The organism is Acidovorax bellezanensis (assembly GCF_025421555.1).
Lineage (GTDB): Bacteria > Pseudomonadota > Gammaproteobacteria > Burkholderiales > Burkholderiaceae_C > Comamonas > Comamonas bellezanensis.
In genome coordinates this window covers 658,105-674,141 of the sequence record NZ_JAODYH010000003.1, presented here as the reverse complement: position 1 = coordinate 674,141, position 16,037 = coordinate 658,105, and the positions used below count along the sequence as shown (strand labels likewise).

Annotated in this window: 16 protein-coding genes; 11 read left to right on the top strand and 5 right to left on the bottom strand. The window is 65.9% G+C overall.

Translation table 11 applies throughout. The annotated features are described in order from the left end of the window. Nucleotides 1-11 precede the first annotated feature (11 nt). The 11 genes from ftsW (at nucleotide 12) to N0K08_RS06625 (ending at nucleotide 10,785) form a co-directional block, all read left to right on the top strand. A complete protein-coding gene (gene ftsW, locus N0K08_RS06675; RefSeq protein WP_408642920.1) occupies nucleotides 12-1,247 on the top strand; it encodes a putative lipid II flippase FtsW in 1,236 nt (411 codons plus the stop codon). Then, entirely contained in the window at nucleotides 1,244-2,305 is a 1,062-nt protein-coding gene (murG, locus tag N0K08_RS06670) for an undecaprenyldiphospho-muramoylpentapeptide beta-N-acetylglucosaminyltransferase (RefSeq protein WP_261499314.1), read from the top strand. Before ftsW ends, murG begins: the two co-directional genes overlap by 4 nt. Next, nucleotides 2,302-3,744 (top strand): UDP-N-acetylmuramate--L-alanine ligase, encoded by a 1,443-nt coding sequence (gene murC, locus N0K08_RS06665; protein ID WP_261499313.1) that lies wholly within the window; start codon nucleotides 2,302-2,304, stop codon nucleotides 3,742-3,744. Before murG ends, murC begins: the two co-directional genes overlap by 4 nt. Next, nucleotides 3,741-4,724 carry a D-alanine--D-alanine ligase gene (locus N0K08_RS06660; protein ID WP_261499312.1) on the top strand — a complete coding sequence of 328 codons (984 nt, stop codon included), beginning with the start codon at nucleotides 3,741-3,743 and terminating at the stop codon, nucleotides 4,722-4,724. Before murC ends, N0K08_RS06660 begins: the two co-directional genes overlap by 4 nt. Next, nucleotides 4,721-5,548, top strand: coding sequence for a cell division protein FtsQ/DivIB (locus N0K08_RS06655; RefSeq protein ID WP_261499311.1), 828 nt, complete (start codon nucleotides 4,721-4,723; stop codon nucleotides 5,546-5,548). The genes N0K08_RS06660 and N0K08_RS06655 overlap by 4 nt, the downstream gene beginning before the upstream one ends. A gap of 62 nt (nucleotides 5,549-5,610) precedes the next feature. After that, complete coding sequence (gene ftsA, locus N0K08_RS06650) at nucleotides 5,611-6,840, top strand: cell division protein FtsA (protein WP_261499310.1); 1,230 nt, start codon at nucleotides 5,611-5,613, stop codon at nucleotides 6,838-6,840. A gap of 121 nt (nucleotides 6,841-6,961) precedes the next feature. Beyond that, the gene (gene ftsZ / locus N0K08_RS06645) at nucleotides 6,962-8,203 is read left to right on the top strand and encodes a cell division protein FtsZ (protein WP_261499309.1); all 1,242 of its coding nucleotides are present in this window, start codon (nucleotides 6,962-6,964) and stop codon (nucleotides 8,201-8,203) included. 239 nt (nucleotides 8,204-8,442) lie between these two features. Continuing rightward, nucleotides 8,443-9,366, top strand: coding sequence for a UDP-3-O-acyl-N-acetylglucosamine deacetylase (gene lpxC / locus N0K08_RS06640; RefSeq protein WP_261499308.1), 924 nt, complete (start codon nucleotides 8,443-8,445; stop codon nucleotides 9,364-9,366). Nucleotides 9,367-9,388: 22 nt separating this feature from the next. After that, nucleotides 9,389-9,568, top strand: coding sequence for a hypothetical protein (locus N0K08_RS06635; RefSeq protein ID WP_261499307.1), 180 nt, complete (start codon nucleotides 9,389-9,391; stop codon nucleotides 9,566-9,568). Between the two features lie 241 nt (nucleotides 9,569-9,809). Then, nucleotides 9,810-10,217 (top strand): RcnB family protein, encoded by a 408-nt coding sequence (locus tag N0K08_RS06630; protein WP_261499306.1) that lies wholly within the window; start codon nucleotides 9,810-9,812, stop codon nucleotides 10,215-10,217. 61 nt (nucleotides 10,218-10,278) lie between these two features. Continuing rightward, complete coding sequence (locus N0K08_RS06625) at nucleotides 10,279-10,785, top strand: RcnB family protein (RefSeq protein WP_261499305.1); 507 nt, start codon at nucleotides 10,279-10,281, stop codon at nucleotides 10,783-10,785. Between the two features lie 84 nt (nucleotides 10,786-10,869). On the opposite strand, the gene ruvC is transcribed toward N0K08_RS06625, so the two are convergent. The 5 genes from ruvC to N0K08_RS06600 are packed head-to-tail and all read right to left on the bottom strand — an operon-like array spanning nucleotide 10,870 to nucleotide 15,985. Further along, nucleotides 10,870-11,418 carry a crossover junction endodeoxyribonuclease RuvC gene (ruvC, locus tag N0K08_RS06620; protein ID WP_261499304.1) on the bottom strand — a complete coding sequence of 183 codons (549 nt, stop codon included), beginning with the start codon at nucleotides 11,416-11,418 and terminating at the stop codon, nucleotides 10,870-10,872. Nucleotides 11,419-11,442: 24 nt separating this feature from the next. Then, nucleotides 11,443-12,162: a monofunctional biosynthetic peptidoglycan transglycosylase gene (gene mtgA / locus N0K08_RS06615; protein WP_261499303.1), complete on the bottom strand. Its 720-nt coding sequence runs from the start codon at nucleotides 12,160-12,162 to the stop codon at nucleotides 11,443-11,445. Continuing rightward, a complete protein-coding gene (gene aroE, locus N0K08_RS06610) occupies nucleotides 12,162-13,001 on the bottom strand; it encodes a shikimate dehydrogenase (protein ID WP_261499302.1) in 840 nt (279 codons plus the stop codon). The genes mtgA and aroE overlap by 1 nt, the downstream gene beginning before the upstream one ends. Nucleotides 13,002-13,052: 51 nt before the next feature. Continuing rightward, complete coding sequence (locus N0K08_RS06605) at nucleotides 13,053-13,913, bottom strand: energy transducer TonB (RefSeq protein ID WP_261499301.1); 861 nt, start codon at nucleotides 13,911-13,913, stop codon at nucleotides 13,053-13,055. Further along, nucleotides 13,910-15,985 carry an RNB domain-containing ribonuclease gene (locus tag N0K08_RS06600; protein ID WP_261499300.1) on the bottom strand — a complete coding sequence of 692 codons (2,076 nt, stop codon included), beginning with the start codon at nucleotides 15,983-15,985 and terminating at the stop codon, nucleotides 13,910-13,912. The genes N0K08_RS06605 and N0K08_RS06600 overlap by 4 nt, the downstream gene beginning before the upstream one ends. Nucleotides 15,986-16,037: the final 52 nt, after the last annotated feature.

Sequence of the window (16,037 nt, the reverse complement as noted above, 5' to 3'; positions counted from 1 at the left end):
TCACGCAACGCCTGACCGACTGGTTCGGCGGCCTGTCGGAAAAGGCCGTCGATGTGCTGCCGGTGCGCGTGGGCGGGCCGCAGTACCGGCGCCCCACGGTCACGCCAGCCAGCGTGCTGGGGCTGGATCAGGCGCTGATCTGGATGGTCATCGGGCTGCTGGCCTGGAGCATCGTGATGGTGTATTCGGCGTCGATCGCGATGCCCGACAACCCGCGCTTCGGCAAGATTGCGCCCACCCATTTCCTGGTGCGCCACACCATGTCGATCGCCATGGCGTTTGTCGGCGCGCTGCTGGCCTTCCAGGTGTCGATGGCCACCTGGGAGCGCATGGCGCGCAAGCTGTTCATTTTTTCGCTGATTCTGCTGGTGGCCGTGCTGATCCCCCATGTGGGAACGGTTGTGAACGGCGCGCGGCGCTGGCTGTCGCTGGGCATCATGAATTTCCAGCCTTCGGAGCTGGCCAAATTCGCGGTGCTGATCTATGCGGCCGACTACATGGTGCGCAAGATGGCGGTGAAGGAGCGGTTCTTCCGCGCCGTGCTGCCCATGGGCGCGGCCGTGGTGGTGGTCGGCGTGCTGCTGCTGGCCGAGCCCGACATGGGCGCATTCATGGTGATCGTGGTGATCGCCATGGGCATCCTGTTCCTCGGCGGCGTGAACGCACGCATGTTCTTCCTGATCGCCTTCCTGGTGGTGATGGCCTTCGTCATCATGATTGCCTTGTCCGACTGGCGGCGCGAGCGGATCTTTGCCTACCTCAACCCCTGGGACGAAAAGCACGCCCTGGGCAAGGGCTACCAGTTGTCGCATGCGCTGATTGCCATCGGTCGCGGCGAGATTTTCGGCGTCGGCCTGGGACGCAGCGTGGAAAAGCTGCACTGGCTGCCCGAAGCGCATACCGACTTTCTGCTGGCCGTGATCGGCGAGGAGTTCGGACTGATAGGCGTGCTGACGCTGATCGTCATGTTCCTCTGGATCACGCGCCGCATCATGCACATCGGCCGCCGCGCCGTGGCCCTGGACCGGGTGTTTGCCGGTCTGGTCGCCCAGGGCGTGGCCATCTGGGTGGGCTTCCAGTGCTTCATCAACATGGGGGTGAACCTCGGAGCCCTGCCTACCAAGGGGCTGACCTTGCCTTTCATGAGCTTTGGGGGATCGGCGATTTTGATGAATCTGGTGGCGTTAGCCGTGGTGTTGCGCGTGGACTATGAAAACAAGGAACTCATGCGCGGAGGTCACGCATGAGCAAGACCGCATTGATCATGGCCGGCGGTACCGGCGGCCATATTTTCCCGGGACTGGCCGTGGCCCATGCCTTGCGCGAGCGCGGCTGGCAGGTGCATTGGCTGGGCGCGCCGAACAGCATGGAAGCGCGGCTCGTGCCGCCCCAGGGTTTTGCGCTGGAAACCATTGATTTCTCCGGCGTGCGCGGCAAGGGGCTGGTGACGCTGGCCCTGCTGCCGCTGCGCCTGCTCAAGGCCTTCTGGCAGGCGCTGGCCGTGGTGCGGCGCGTCAAGCCCGACGTGGTCATCGGCCTGGGCGGCTACATCAGCTTCCCCGGCGGCATGATGGCCGTGCTGGCCGGCAAGCCGCTGGTGCTGCACGAACAAAATTCGGTGGCCGGCATGGCCAACAAGGTGCTGGCCAGCGTGGCCGACCGGGTGTTCACGGCCTTTCCCAAGGTGTTCGCCAAAGGCCAGTGGGTCGGCAATCCGCTGCGCACGGCCTTCACCAGCCAGCCAGCGCCGGCCGAGCGCTTTGCCGGCCGCAGCGGGCCGCTGCGCCTGCTGGTGGTGGGCGGCAGCCTCGGCGCCCGGGCACTCAACGACATCGTGCCCCAGGCCTTGGCCCTGATTCCTGCCGACCAGCGTCCGCAGGTGCTGCACCAAAGCGGCGCCGCGCAGATCGACGCCTTGCGGGCCAACTACGCCGCTGCTGGCGTGGAAGCAACACTTACGCCCTTCATCGATGACACGGCCCAGGCCTTTGCCGATGCCGATGTGATCGTCTGCCGCGCGGGCGCCAGCACCGTGACCGAGATCGCCGCCGTGGGCGCAGCCGCGGTCTACGTGCCGTTTCCTTCGGCCGTGGACGACCACCAAACCAGCAATGCCCGCTTCATTGTTGACACCGGCGGTGGATGGTTGCTGCCACAGCGTGAAATGAACGCTGAAATGTTGTCCAATATGCTACAAAATATGCAGCGCTCCTCGCTTTTGGAGCGCGCAGAACAAGCTAAAAACATGCAAAAGATTGAGGCGACCACCGCGGTGGTGCGCGCGTGCGAGGAATTGGCGTCATGAAACACGCCATCCACCACATCCATTTCGTCGGTCTGGGCGGTTCGGGCATGAGCGGCATTGCCGAAGTGCTGAACAACCTGGGCTACCAGATTTCCGGCTCCGACCTGGTCGACAGCCCCAGCCTGCGTCGTCTGCAGGCCCTGGGCATCACCACCCACGTCGGTCATGCGGCGGCGCACATCGAAGGCGCCGATGCCGTGGTGACGTCCACCGCCGTGAAGGCCGACAACCCCGAAGTGCTGGCCGCCCGCGAGAAGAAGATTCCCGTGGTGCCGCGCGCGCTGATGCTGGCCGAGCTGATGCGCTTCAAGCAGGGCATCGCGATTGCCGGCGCCCATGGCAAGACCACCACCACCAGCCTGGTGACCAGCGTGCTGGCCGAGGCCGGACTCGATCCGACCTTCGTCATTGGCGGCAAGCTCAACAGCGCCGGCGCCAATGCCAAGCTGGGCCAGGGCGACTACATCGTGGTCGAGGCCGACGAGTCGGATGCATCGTTCCTGAACCTGCTGCCGGTGATGGCCGTGGTCACGAACATCGATGCCGACCACATGGAAACCTACGGTCACGACTTCGGCAAGCTCAAGAGCGCGTTCGTCGATTTCCTGCACCGCATGCCGTTCTATGGCCGCGCCGTGCTGTGCGTGGACAGTCCCGCGGTGCGCGACATCCTGCCGAACGTGGCGCGTCCGGTCACCACCTACGGCTTTGCCGAGGGTGCCCAGGTGCGGGCCGTCAACGTGCAGGCGCGCGGCGGTGAGATGCACTTCACCGTGCGCCGCGAAGGCCAGCCGGGCAATGGCGGCTATCCCGATCTGGACGTGGTGCTGAGCCTGCCGGGCGAGCACAACGTGCTCAACGCCCTGGCGGCCGTGGCCGTGGCCATGGAACTCGAGATCGACGATGCCGCGCTGCTGCGCGCGCTGCTCAATTTCAAGGGTGTGGGCCGGCGCTTCCAGAGCTACGGCGAGCTGCCCAGCAGCGACGGCGGCCGTTTCAGCCTCATCGACGACTACGGCCACCACCCGGTGGAAATGGCGGCCACGCTGGCCGCGGCGCGCGGCGCCTTTCCCGGTCAGCGGCTGGTGCTGGCCTTCCAGCCCCACCGCTACAGCCGCACGCGCGACTGCTTCGAGGATTTCGTCAAGGTCATTGGCGGCGCCGATGTGGTGCTGCTGACCGAAGTCTATGCCGCTGGCGAGGCGCCCATTGTGGCCGCCGACGGCCGCTCACTGAGCCGCGCCCTGCGCGTGGCCGGGCGCGTCGAGCCGGTGTTTGTGGAAAACGTGGCCGATCTGCCCCAGGCCATCGCGGAAAATGCCCGCGCCGGGGACGTCGTGCTGTGCATGGGGGCGGGCTCCATCGGGGCCGTGCCAGGAAAAGTGGCGGAAATGCTGGACAACAGCGGACTGTCAACGCAGGACGGAGCAGGGGTATGAGCGGTTTGGACGCCAAGGCGAATATGAATATCGATGTGCAGGCACTGGGCAAGGTCGCCGTGCTGATGGGTGGGCGTTCGTCCGAGCGCGAAGTCTCGCTGATGTCGGGCGGCGGCGTGCTGGCCGCGCTGCTGGCGCGCGGCGTGGACGCGCATGCCTTTGATCCCGCCGAGCGCGATCTGTCGGCACTCAAGGCCGAAGGTTTTGCGCGCTGCTTCATCGCCCTGCACGGCCGCTACGGCGAAGACGGCACGGTACAAGGCGCGCTGGAGCTGCTGGACATTCCCTACACCGGCCCTGGCGTGATGGCTTCGAGCATCGCCATGGACAAGATCATGACCAAGCGCATCTGGCGCTTTGAAGGCCTGCCGACGCCGGACTGGCGCCTGGTGGCCAGCGCCGAGGAAACCCGCGAGGCCCTGGCTGCGCTGGGCGCGCCGATGATCGTCAAGCCCGCGCGCGAAGGCTCGACCATCGGCCTGACCAAGGTCAGCACCGCCGAGGAATGCGCCAAGGCCTACCAACTGGCCTCGCAATACGACCCCGAAGTGCTGTGCGAACAGTTCATCGAAGGCGACGAGACCACCTGCCCGCTGCTCGAAGAAGCAGGCGTGGTCAAGGCGCTGCCGGTGATCCGCATCGTGGCGCCCGAAGGCAACTACGACTACCAGAACAAGTATTTCACCGACACCACGCAGTACCACTGCCCCAGCGGCCTGCCGCTGGCGGAAGAGCAGGCGATACAGCGCATCGTCGAAAAAGCCTTTCGCACGCTGGGCTGCCGCGGCTGGGCGCGCGCGGACATCATGATCCGCGCCAGCGACCGTGCGCCTTTCCTGCTGGAAATCAACACTTCGCCAGGCATGACCAGCCACTCGCTGGTGCCCATGGCGGCACGCGCTTCGGGCATCAGCTACGAAGACCTGTGCCTGCGCATCCTGGCCAGTGCATCGCTCGACGGAGGCGCTGCAAGGCCATGAAACGCTCGCTGCCCGCCCCCATCGACGTCAAGCTCATGAACGTGACCGCTTCGGTCCTGTTGCTGGGCTGCGCGGCGTTGGTGTTGGCGGCCGTGAGCTGGTGGGTGGTGCGACACCCGGCGTTTTCCATCGGCCGCATCATCGTCGAGGGCGAGATGCTGCACAACAACGCAGTGACGCTGCGCGCGAATGTCGCGCCCAGCCTCACGGGCAACTTCTTCACCATCGATCTGCGCGCGGCGCGCGAGACGTTCGAGCAGGTGCCCTGGGTGCGCGAAGCCAAGGTGCGGCGCGAATACCCGAACAGCCTGCGGGTGGAGTTGCACGAGCATGTGGCCGAAGCTTTCTGGGGCCCGGACACGGGTGCCGAGATGGTCAACAGCTTCGGTGAAGTGTTCGAGGCCAACATCGGCGAACTCGAACGCGACGGCATTCCGCGCCTGCAGGGGCCGGAAGGCACCTCGCAGCAGGTGCTGCAGGTCTACCGCATGCTCGCGCCCGCGCTGGCGCCGCTGAATCTGGAGATCGACGAGCTGGTGCTCAACGACCGCGGCAGCTGGAAAGCGCGCCTGGCGAATGACGCCCAGGTCGAGCTCGGCGGCGGCACGGTGGAGCAGGTGCTGCAGCGCGTGCAGCGCTTTGCGCGCACGCTGGGCGCGGTCACGGCGCAGTACCAGCGCCGCGCCGACGCGCTGCAATCGGTGGATTTGCGTTACGAAGACGGCTATGCGCTGCGGCTGCAGGGCGTGAGCACAGTACAGGGCAAGGCCTTGCCCCCCAACAGACCCAAACCCCAGCCCAAGCCGGCTGCGGCCCGGCGCTGAAGAAGAGGTGAAGCGCATGCAAAAGAACGACAAGACGGGACCAACTGAGGGCGGACTCTGATATGGCAAGAGAATACAAAGATGTGGTCGTTGGCCTGGACATTGGCACAGCCAAGGTCATGGCCGTGGTGGCTGAAGTGCTGCCCAACGGTGAGCTCAAGCTCGCCGGGCTGGGCGTTGCGCCGAGCAACGGGCTCAAGCGCGGCGTGGTGGTGAACATCGACGCGACGGTGCAAAGCATCCAGCTGGCGCTCAAGGAGGCCGAGCTGATGGCCGACTGCAAGATCCAGCGGGTCTGCACGGGCATCACCGGCAGCCATATCCGCGGGCTCAACTCCAGCGGCATGGTGGCCGTGAAGGACAAGGAAGTCACGCCCGCCGACGTGGCCCGGGTGGTGGAGACCGCCAAGGCGATCAACATCTCCTCGGACCAGCGCCTGCTGCTGGTCGAACCACAGGAGTTCGTGATCGACGGCCAGGACGTGAAGGAGCCTATCGGCATGAGCGGCATCCGCCTCGAAGCCAAGATCCATATCGTCACTGGCGCGCAAAGCGCGGCCGAGAACATCATCAAGTGCGTGCGCCGCTGCGGCCTGGAAGTCGAACAGCTGCTGCTCAATCCGCTGGCCTCGAGCCAGGCGGTGCTGACCGACGACGAGCGTGAACTGGGCGTGGCCGTGGTCGACATCGGCGCGGGCACGACCGACGTGGCGATCTTCACCGGCGGCGCGATCCGCCACACGGCCGTGATCCCGATTGCCGGCGACCTGATCACCAGCGACATCGCCATGGCGCTGCGTACGCCGACCAAGGACGCGGAAGACATCAAGGTCGAAAGCGGTTACGCCAAGCAACTGCTGGCCGACCCGGACAGCCAGGTGGAAGTGCCCGGCCTGGGCGACCGCAGCCCGCGCATGATCAGCAAGCAGGCGCTGGCCGGCGTGATCGAGCCGCGCGTCGAGGAAATCTTCTCGCTGGTGCAGCAGGTGATCCGTGAATCGGGCTACGAAGAAGTGCTGTCGTCGGGCATCGTGCTCACCGGCGGCAGCTCGGTCATGCCCGGCATGGTGGAGCTGGCCGAGGACATCTTCCTCAAGCCCGTGCGCCGCGGCATCCCCAAGTATTCGAGCGCCCTGGCCGACATGGTGGCCCAGCCCCGGTCGGCGACGGTGATGGGCCTGCTGGACGAAGCCCGGCTGGCGCGCATGCGTGGTTTCAAGGTGGCACAAAAGAGTGGGTCGATGAAGACCGCTTTTGGCCGTTTCAAAGACTTCATTGTGGGAAACTTCTAGCCATGAATGCCATTCGATTGCGCATTACCGGCCCGCCCACGGATGTCCGAATACCAAGTGATTCCAGGATTTCCAATCAAACGGCCGTGACCCCCAATATTAAAGTTTCAGGAGCAGCAACATGACCATCGAAATGATCGAAGCCGAAGAGTTCAACCAGGGCACACAGATCAAGGTGATCGGAGTGGGCGGTGGCGGCAGCAATGCCGTCGAGCACATGATTGCCCGCAATGTGCAGGGCGTGGAGTTCGTCTGCGCCAACACCGATGCGCAAGCATTGATCCGCAGCGCCGCGCACCGCACCATCCAGCTCGGCCAAAGCGGCCTGGGCGCTGGCAGCAAGCCGGAAAAGGGCCGTGAAGCCGCCGAAGCCGCAGTGGACGACATCCGCGCGGCCATCGACGGCGCGCACATGCTGTTCATCACCGCCGGCATGGGCGGCGGCACGGGCACGGGCGCAGCGCCCGTGATCGCGCGCGTGGCCAAGGAAATGGGCATTCTCACCGTCGGTGTGGTGACCAAGCCTTTCGACTGGGAAGGCGGCCGCCGCATGACCAATGCCGACAACGGCCTCAACGAACTCGAAGCCAATGTCGACTCGCTGATCGTGGTGCTCAACGAAAAGCTGCTGGACGTGCTGGGTGACGACATCACCCAGGACGAAGCTTTCGCCCATGCCAACGACGTGCTGAAGAACGCCGTCGGCGGTATCGCTGAAATCATCAACGAATACGGCCAGGTGAACGTCGACTTCGAAGACGTGCGCACCGTGATGGGCGAGCCCGGCAAGGCCATGATGGGCACGGCCACGGCCGCCGGCCCTGACCGCGCGCGCATCGCCGCGGAGCAAGCCATTGCCTGCCCGCTGCTCGAAGGCATCGACCTGTCGGGCGCCAAGGGCGTGCTGGTGCTGGTCACGGCGTCCAAGGGCAGCCTCAAGCTGTCCGAGTCGCGTCTGGCCATGAACACCATCAATGCCTACGCTTCGCCCGACGCGCACGTGATCTTCGGCGCTGCCTATGACGACAGCCTGGGCGAAGAAATCCGCGTCACGGTGGTCGCCACCGGCCTGGCCCGTCCCAATGCACGCCGCCAGAACATGGCCGTGCTGCAAGGCGGTCTGCGCACCGGCACCGACAACCTGAGCTACCAGATGCCCACGGCCAACATGGGCAGCGCCCAGGGCGCGGGCGGTCTGGGCGGCACGGGCCACAGCACGGACTTCGGCAACATGGGCAACATGTCCGTGCCCAGCGTCTGGCGCACCAACCGCACCCAGGCCGCGGCCCGGGTCGACGCACTGGCTTCGGGCGGCATGGAAGACCTGGAAATCCCGGCCTTCCTGCGCAAGCAGGCAGATTGAGCCAAAGCACCCCCTGATCCGCTTCGCGTCTCCCCCCTCTCATCCTTCGGTGGAGGGGGGCGGCAGCCTCGCTGCGCGACGGCGCTTGCTCGCTGCCCCCATGCTAGGGCACGCCAGTTGCGTGGGTCTTTGGTGGTGCGAGCGCTGAGAAGCACTCTCTTGCGAAATTCATCGCGGTCATAGCCAAGACGGTGTCCCGGCCATGGCCGGGACATGGCTGGCGAACTTAAAATGGTCATATGTTGAAGCAACGCACCCTCAAGACCATTACCCGTGCTGTGGGCGTGGGCCTGCACAGCGGCCAGCGCGTCGAGCTGACCCTGCGTCCCGCTCCCCCCGATACGGGCATTGTGTTTCGGCGCGTTGATCTGCCCGAACCTGTCGATATTCCGATCTCCGCGCATGCGGTGACGGACACCCGCATGGCGTCGACGATTGGCGAGGGCGGGGCCAAGGTACACACCGTGGAGCACCTGATGTCGGCCGTTGCCGGCCTGGGGCTGGACAATCTGTACATCGACATCACGGCCGAGGAAGTCCCCATTCTTGACGGCTCGTCCTCGTCCTTCGTGTTCCTGCTGCAAAGCGCGGGCGTGGAGTTGCAGGACGCACCCAAGCGCTTCATCCGTGTCATCCGGCCGGTGGAAGTGCGTGAAGGCGAAGGCAAGAACCTCAAGTGGGCGCGCTTCGACCCCTATCACGGCTTCAAGCTGCGCTTCGAAATCGATTTCGCCCACCCGGCGGTCGATTCCACCGGCCAGTGCGTGGAGTTCGATCTGGGCGAGGACAACTATGTGCGCGACATCGCGCGTGCGCGCACGTTCGGCTTCACCAAGGACGTGGAAATGCTGCGCACCCATGGTCTGGCGCTGGGCGGAGGCCTGGACAACGCCATCGTCATGGACGACTACAAGGTGCTCAACAGCGACGGCCTGCGCTACGACGACGAGTTCGCCAAGCACAAGATCCTCGACGCCATCGGCGACCTGTTCATGATCGGCAAGCCCCTGCTTGCGGCCTACAGCGCTTTCCGTTCGGGCCACGGCATGAACAACCAGCTGCTGCGTGCCTTGCTGGACCAGCCCGATGCCTGGGAAATCGTCACTTTCGACAACGAACGCCTGGCCCCCAAGGGCTTTGCCGAACCGGTGCGCGCCTGGTGAGCGGCGCGGCCCAGGAAATGCCATGCTGATTTTCCGCGCCCTGGTGGGTTTTCTGCTGCTGGCTTCGCTGCTGTGCTTTGCGTTCTATGTGGGCACGGGCCAGCCCGGCTACAAGCGCTGGGGCTTGCTGGTGCTCAAGTGGACGGTGATCGCGGCCCTGGCATTTTTTGGCGTGCTGCTGCTGGAACGTGTCCTAGGCTGAGCAGAAACACGGCCTGCGCCGCGCCAGGAATCACTGACCCGCTCTCAAAATCTGCGTCCGGGCGGCGCAAGTGTTTCACTTTTTAAACAAACTAGCCCCCTGTATTTGTGTCGATCGGCTTCCTCTGTGAATACAAGCGGAGCTAAGGCAAACCTTGTGTAAAGCGCACCTGCAAAAGCCCGCAAATCCGGGTGGATGGGGGATCATGCAGACACATCAAGCAAACCGACAAGGGGGCAATATGACACTTCACAGCGTTCTGCGCACAGGTACCTGGGCTGCTGCAGCCGGCCTGGCCTTGACCGTCTTTGCGCCGCAGGCTTCGGCCCAGCCCAACGGTCATGGGAATGACTACCGCGGCGCCCCGCAGGCGCACAATGCGCCGTCGCCATACCATCCTGGCGCGACCATGCCTGGCCGCAAGCCAGGCCACGCGCAAGCTCCTGGGCGCGGCGCCGGCCCGAACCACAACCTGTACCGCGGCGGCAAATTGCCACCGGCCTGGCGCAGCAAGCACTATGTCGTGGATGATTGGCGCGGCCATGGGTTGAGCCGTCCGGCACGCGGTCATCGCTGGGTGCAGGCCGGGTCCGACTACCTGCTGGTGAGCATCGCCAGCGGCCTGATTGCGCAAATCGTTCTGCGCTGAGCGGGTCTTGCGCTGGACGGCACTGCCGCCCGCGTTCCTCCCACCTTTGAAAGGAATCGTCATGACACGCTGGACTACTTCTGTACTGGCCACGGCCGTCGCACTCACCATGGGCCTGACGGCCACGATGGCCCAGGCCCAACCTGATCAACGCCACGGCGGCGGCCAAGGCCACTCGCAAGGCGGCGGTCACGGCAATGGGCGGCCCGACCATGGCCGCCCTGACCATGGTCGTCCGGACCATGGCCGTCCCGACCATGGCCGCCCAGGCCACGGCAACAATATGCGGCCCGACCATGGGCGCCCAGGCTACGGCCCGGGCATGCACCGCCCGCCGGGCCCGCCGCGGATGCATGGTCACTACCATGGCGCCGGCCCGCAGCACAACTGGGTGCGTGGCTCGCGCCTGCCGCCCCAGTACCGCGGCTACAGCTATGTGGTCAATGACTGGCGCGGTCACCGCCTGTCGCCTCCGCCGCGCGGCTACCACTGGGTGCAATACGGCAGCGACTACCTGCTGGTGGCGGTTGCCACGGGCTTGATTGCGCAGCTGATCCTGGCCAATTGAGGCCCGCACCGGTCACCGCCGGTACGAAAAAACCCGCCTGGCGTTCGCTCGGCGGGTTTTTGCGTTGTGGGACAGTCGGAAAATTCAGTAAGACCGCCCGCCCTTGTACATGGCGTGCTGGCGGCGCTGCAGCGGGGAGACTTCGGCCAGACGGGCCATGGCCGCGCCCGCATGGGCATGGGTGATGGCAATGCCCAGCGCATCGGCGGCGTCGGGGCCTGGCAGGCCGGGCAGTTGCAGCAGCCGTTTGACCATTTCCTGGATCTGGTCCTTGCCGGCACGGCCGTGGCCGGCCACGGCTTTTTTCATCTGCAAAGCCGTGTATTCGGCCACGGGCAGCAGGCTGGTGACCAGCGCCGCCAGCGCCGCGCCACGCGCCTGGCCCAGCAGCAGCGTGGACTGGGGGTTGACGTTGACGAACACGATTTCCACGGCCGACGCATCGGGCTGGTAGCGCTTGGCGACTTCGGTGATGCCGTCGAACAGCAGCTTGAGCCGGCCCGGCAGATCGCCCCGGTCCAGCGCCGTGGTGCGGATGGTGCCGCTGGCCACATAGCTCAGGCGCGGGCCGTCCACATCCACCACGCCGAAGCCGGTGGTCTGCAGGCCGGGGTCAATGCCAAGAATACGCATGCAAAAAATTCTTTCTCAGGGCCGTCATGGTAATGCCGTGTGCCCCATGCGGCGCATCACTATGCGCGCGCGCTGGGCCAGGTAGCTGGATTGGGGTTGCAGCGCGAAGCGCTTGGGCTGGGGCAGCATCACGGCCAGGCGCGCGGCTTCGGCGGCGCTGAGCCGGGAGGCGGGTTTGCGGAAGTATTGCTGGGCGGCGGCTTCGGCGCCAAAAATGCCCGGGCCCCATTCCACATGGTTGAGATAGATCTCGAGGATGCGCTGCTTGGTGAGAAACAGCTCCAGCAGCTTGGCCAGCACCAGCTCCTGGCCCTTGCGCGCAAAGTGGCGTTCGCCCGACAGCAGCAGGTTCTTGGCCAGCTGCTGGGTGATGGTCGAGCCGCCATAGATCTTCACCGGCTTGCGGCCCGCGACGCCGGCTTTTTCCTCGGCGCGCTGGTTGCGCTCCCAGGCTTTCTCGATCGCATCCCACTCCACGCCGTCATGGTCGACAAAGCCGTCGTCCTCGGCCGCCACCACGGCGCGCTTGAGGTGGTCGGAAATCTGCGCATAGGGCACCCATTGCTGGTGCCATTGGCCGAGCTTGCCGGCGTTCAGCAATTGCCAGGCTTCGGAGCGCTGGAAGCTGGTCGAGGCCGGATCGACCACGACCATGGTGGCGATGCGCAGCACAAAGAACAGCTCCAGCACCAGCGCGCCGCACAGCAGCAGGGCCAGCCAGCGCCAGACAGGCTGGACACGCATCATGCCTCCAGCAGCGCGCGCAGTTCGGCCAGCACCGGCGCGCCCGCGGGACGCACGCCGCGCCACAGCGCAAACGCTTCGGCGGCCTGTTCGACCAGCATGCCCAGGCCGTCGCGGCCGAGCGCACCGTGCTGCGCGGCCCAGTCCAGAAAGCCTTGCGCGGCGGGGCCGTACATCATGTCGTAGGCCAGGCAGCCCGGGCGCAGCACGCTCGCGGGCACGGGAACAGCCGCGCCGCCGAGGCTGCTGGCCGAGGCATTGATCACCAGATCGAAGTCTTGCGCGAAGTCCAGGCCCTGGGCCTGCAGGGCTACGCCATGGCGTGCGGCCAGCGCCGCGTGGCGTTCCACCAGTGCCTGTGCTTTTTCCACGGTGCGGTTGACGATGACGATGCGGCGTGGCTTCTGGGCCAGCAGCGGACCCAGGGCGCCGGCTGCCGCGCCGCCCGCGCCGATCAGCAGCAGATCGCGCCCGGCGATGGCCTGGCCGGCGTTCACGGTGATGTCGGCCACCAGGCCCAGGCCGTCGGTGTTGTCGGCATGGATGCGGCCGTCGGCCAGCACCAGCGTATTGGCCGCGCCGGCGAGTTGCACGCGCTCGCTGCAGCTGTCGGCGAGCTGCGCGGCTTCGAGCTTGAACGGCACGGTGACATTGCAGCCGCGCCCGCCGGCGGCGGCGAAGGCCTGGACGGCGGCGGTGAAGCCGTCGAGCGCGACCAGCTCACGCGTGTAGTGCAGGCTTTGCCCTGTCAGTGCGGCAAAGCGCGCATGGATCCAGGGCGAGCGGCTGTGCTCGACGGGGTGGCCCATGACGCAGTAAAGATCGACGGTGGATGGCATGGCAATGTGAAGGAACGACAGCAAAAAAACAGGCCGCGCAGCGCGCGAGGACTAGCGCACGCTGGTTTCCAGCGTTTGCTCGCGGGTGAACTTGAAGCGCGAGACCACGGCGATCTGGTCGGCCTTGGCGCGCATGGCCGTGCCGAAGCGGCTGAACGGGCCGGCGCTGCGGGCAATGGCCTCGGCGCGGCTGTCGAGCAGACGGTTGCCCGAGCTTTGCACGATTTCCGTGGCCAGCACCTGGCCGTCGTGGTTGACGGTGACGATCATGGTGAGCTCGCCGTAGAGTTTCTTGCCGGCCTGCTCGGGGAAGTTTTCCGTGCCCTTGTCCTCGACCTTGCGGCGCAAGGCATCGTAGTAGATCGCGTACACCTCTTCGCGCGTGGCGGGGCTGATGTAGCGCTTCTTGGGCCGGGCGTTCTCTTCGTTGATGCGCTTTTCGATTTCGGCCAGCAGCTTGACCAGTTGCTGGCGCTTCTCCTGCTGGCTGAGCTTGTCCTGGGACGGTGCGGCCTCGCGCGGATCGAGCGGCGCCATGGTCGCCACCCGCTGGCGCAGCTGGGTCAGCAGCACGGCTTGCTGCTCCTGCATGGCATCGAGCTTGCGCTGGGCCTCTTCGAAATCATCGCCCACGGCAGTCAGTGCCGAATAGGGCAGGGGGCTGGTGGCGCGCCCCTTGGCGGCTTCGCCACCGCCGGCCAGCGAGGCCTGGGCAATCGCCTGGGCTTTCTCCGGCCGTTCCTGGGACTTGGCGTTGACCAGGATGACTTCCAGCGGCGTGTCCTGGAACACGCGCTCGAAAGCCTGGGGGTGCACAAAGCGCACCGACAGCACGACCACGTGCAGCGCTATCGAGATACCGAGCGCAAGCTGCAGGGTGCTCAAGGAGCGAAGCACGGCGGGTCGTTTCACGGTGCGGGAGCAGGAGCGCTGGCGCTGTCGGTTTCGTCCATGTCCACGGCGATGGCGATGGGGCCGGCGACGGCGTCGTCATCTTCCTCGGCCACGTCCTCTTGCGCTCCCGTGGCCTGGGCTTCAGGGCTGTCCAGGCGTTCGATCAGCGTGCCGTTCACGTCCAGCATGATCTCGTCGATCTCGCCCAGGCGCACCTTGATGCGCGCGCCGCGCGGCAGGCCCTGGGCGCCGAGCACGGGCAGGACCAGCGGCAGATGCTCGGCCCGCGCCAGGAAGCTGCCGCCAGGGCCTTCCTTGATGACGCTGGCTTCGATCTCGGTGATGCCGTTCTGCTCCAGGTACTTGAGCGTCCAGAAGCGTTCCATGCCGGACTGGTAGCCGTTGTAGGCGCTGTAGGCGGTGTCGAAGCTGCTGATGATGGCGTACAGGTCCGCGTCCTTGGGCTTGAACGGCGCGGCCAGGGCCGCGGTCTTGCCGTTGCGCACGCAGGCAATGATTTGCCACTGGTTGACCAGGTCGACGTAGCGGCGCAGCGGCGAAGTCGCCCAGGCGTAGCTTTTGACGCCGATGCCGGCGTGCGGCAAGGCCTTGGTGCCCATGCGCACCTTGACGCCGGGCTGCAGGCTGGCCTGGCTGCGGTAGATGCCGGGCACGCCGTGGTCGGCCAGCAGATTGCCCCAGGTGCTGTTGGCCACGATGGCGGCTTCGGCGACGATCAGGTCCAGAGGCGCGCCGCGCTTGCGGGTCGTGATCTGCACACGTTCATTGCCCGAGGGCTCGCCGCCGGTGCCGCCTTCGAGGCGGAAGTTGTAGTCCGGACGGTTGAAGGTCTCGGGCTTGCCGCGCACGACTTCACGTTGGGCCTTGAGGTGCTTGGCCAGGCGGTGCAGGAAAGTGAACTCGCTGCGCTTTTCCTGCAGCGCCGCGGGCGTGCCTTCGACTTCGAGCGATGGGTCGTTCAGCCATTCCTCGGTCACGATGTGATCGAGCTTGTCATGGCGGAAGTTGGTCTGCACCGGCACGCGCTCCAGGCGCGTTTCGGTGGCGACGAACTCCAGCGTTTCTTCGTTGATGGTCACATACAGCGACACGGCCGGGTTGGCGCGGCCTTCGTCCAGCGTATAGACCTGCACCACCTCGTCGGGCAGCATGGTGACCTTGTAGCCCGGCATGTAGACCGTGGACAGGCGGTTGCGGCCGAGCTGGTCCAGCGGCGTGCCGGGCACGATGGCCAGGCCGGGCGCGGCGATGTGCACGCCCAGCGTCACGGTCCCGGTACCCAGGCCCTGGATGGACAGCGCATCGTCGATTTCGGTGGTGGCCGAATCGTCGATGGAGTAGGCCTGCACGGCTGCCAGCGGCAGGTCCTGCGGCGGCTGGGGCGCGGTCAGCGGCGGGAAGGCCGTGCCCTTGGGGAAGTTGTCCAGCAGGAAGCGCTTCCAGTGGAATTCGTAGGCCGAGTCGATGGCACCGGCGCGTTGCAACAGGTCCAGCGGCGCGAGATGGGTGGCGCGGCTGGCTTCGACCACGGCCTTGTATTCGGGCGCGTTCTTGTCGGGGCGGAACAGGATCTTGTAGAGCTGCTCGCGCACGGGTGCCGGGCATTCGCCGCGGCCCAGTTGCGCGGCCCATTCCTCGATCTGCGCCAGGATCTGCTTTTTCTTTTCGATGGCGGCCAGCGCCTGCTGCAGGATTTCGGCCGAAGCCTTGCGAAAACGCCCCTTGCCGGCGCGGCGGAAGTAGTGCGGCGCGTCAAACAGCGCGAGCAGCGTTCCGGCCTGCTGGGCCAGGGTGGCGTTTTCCGAGAAATAGTCGCGTGCGAGCTCGGCGAAGCCGAACTCGTCTTCGGGGGCGAATTCCCAGGCCAGGTCCAGCTCCATGCCGTCGGCCTGGGCCTGCGCCTGGGCCATCAGTTCGGCCGGGGTCGGCTTGTCGAACTTGATCAGAATATGGGCGGCCTTGACCTTGACCCGTTTGCCGGTATCGAGTTCGATCTGGGCGGAGGTGTCGGTTTCAGACAGGATGCGACCGGCCAGGAACTTGCCGGCGTCTTCAAACAATGCGTGCATGCTTGCAATTGTCCCATGAGGTCCGGGGTGGCTGCAGGGCTTTTTCCTTGCG

What these genes read in the sequence shown, in the direction of transcription:
- ftsA (WP_261499310.1), top strand. Translation starts at nt 5,611, where the DNA reads ATGGCAAGAGAATACAAAGATGTGGTCGTTGGCCTGGACATTGGCACA.
- ftsZ (WP_261499309.1), top strand. Translation starts at nt 6,962, where the DNA reads ATGACCATCGAAATGATCGAAGCCGAAGAGTTCAACCAGGGCACACAG.
- ruvC (WP_261499304.1), bottom strand. Translation starts at nt 11,418, where the DNA reads ATGCGTATTCTTGGCATTGACCCCGGCCTGCAGACCACCGGCTTCGGC.
- murC (WP_261499313.1), top strand. Translation starts at nt 2,302, where the DNA reads ATGAAACACGCCATCCACCACATCCATTTCGTCGGTCTGGGCGGTTCG.
- N0K08_RS06630 (WP_261499306.1), top strand. Translation starts at nt 9,810, where the DNA reads ATGACACTTCACAGCGTTCTGCGCACAGGTACCTGGGCTGCTGCAGCC.
- lpxC (WP_261499308.1), top strand. Translation starts at nt 8,443, where the DNA reads ATGTTGAAGCAACGCACCCTCAAGACCATTACCCGTGCTGTGGGCGTG.
- murG (WP_261499314.1), top strand. Translation starts at nt 1,244, where the DNA reads ATGAGCAAGACCGCATTGATCATGGCCGGCGGTACCGGCGGCCATATT.
- N0K08_RS06655 (WP_261499311.1), top strand. Translation starts at nt 4,721, where the DNA reads ATGAAACGCTCGCTGCCCGCCCCCATCGACGTCAAGCTCATGAACGTG.
- N0K08_RS06625 (WP_261499305.1), top strand. Translation starts at nt 10,279, where the DNA reads ATGACACGCTGGACTACTTCTGTACTGGCCACGGCCGTCGCACTCACC.
- mtgA (WP_261499303.1), bottom strand. Translation starts at nt 12,162, where the DNA reads ATGCGTGTCCAGCCTGTCTGGCGCTGGCTGGCCCTGCTGCTGTGCGGC.
- N0K08_RS06660 (WP_261499312.1), top strand. Translation starts at nt 3,741, where the DNA reads ATGAGCGGTTTGGACGCCAAGGCGAATATGAATATCGATGTGCAGGCA.
- aroE (WP_261499302.1), bottom strand. Translation starts at nt 13,001, where the DNA reads ATGCCATCCACCGTCGATCTTTACTGCGTCATGGGCCACCCCGTCGAG.
- N0K08_RS06600 (WP_261499300.1), bottom strand. Translation starts at nt 15,985, where the DNA reads ATGCACGCATTGTTTGAAGACGCCGGCAAGTTCCTGGCCGGTCGCATC.
- N0K08_RS06635 (WP_261499307.1), top strand. Translation starts at nt 9,389, where the DNA reads ATGCTGATTTTCCGCGCCCTGGTGGGTTTTCTGCTGCTGGCTTCGCTG.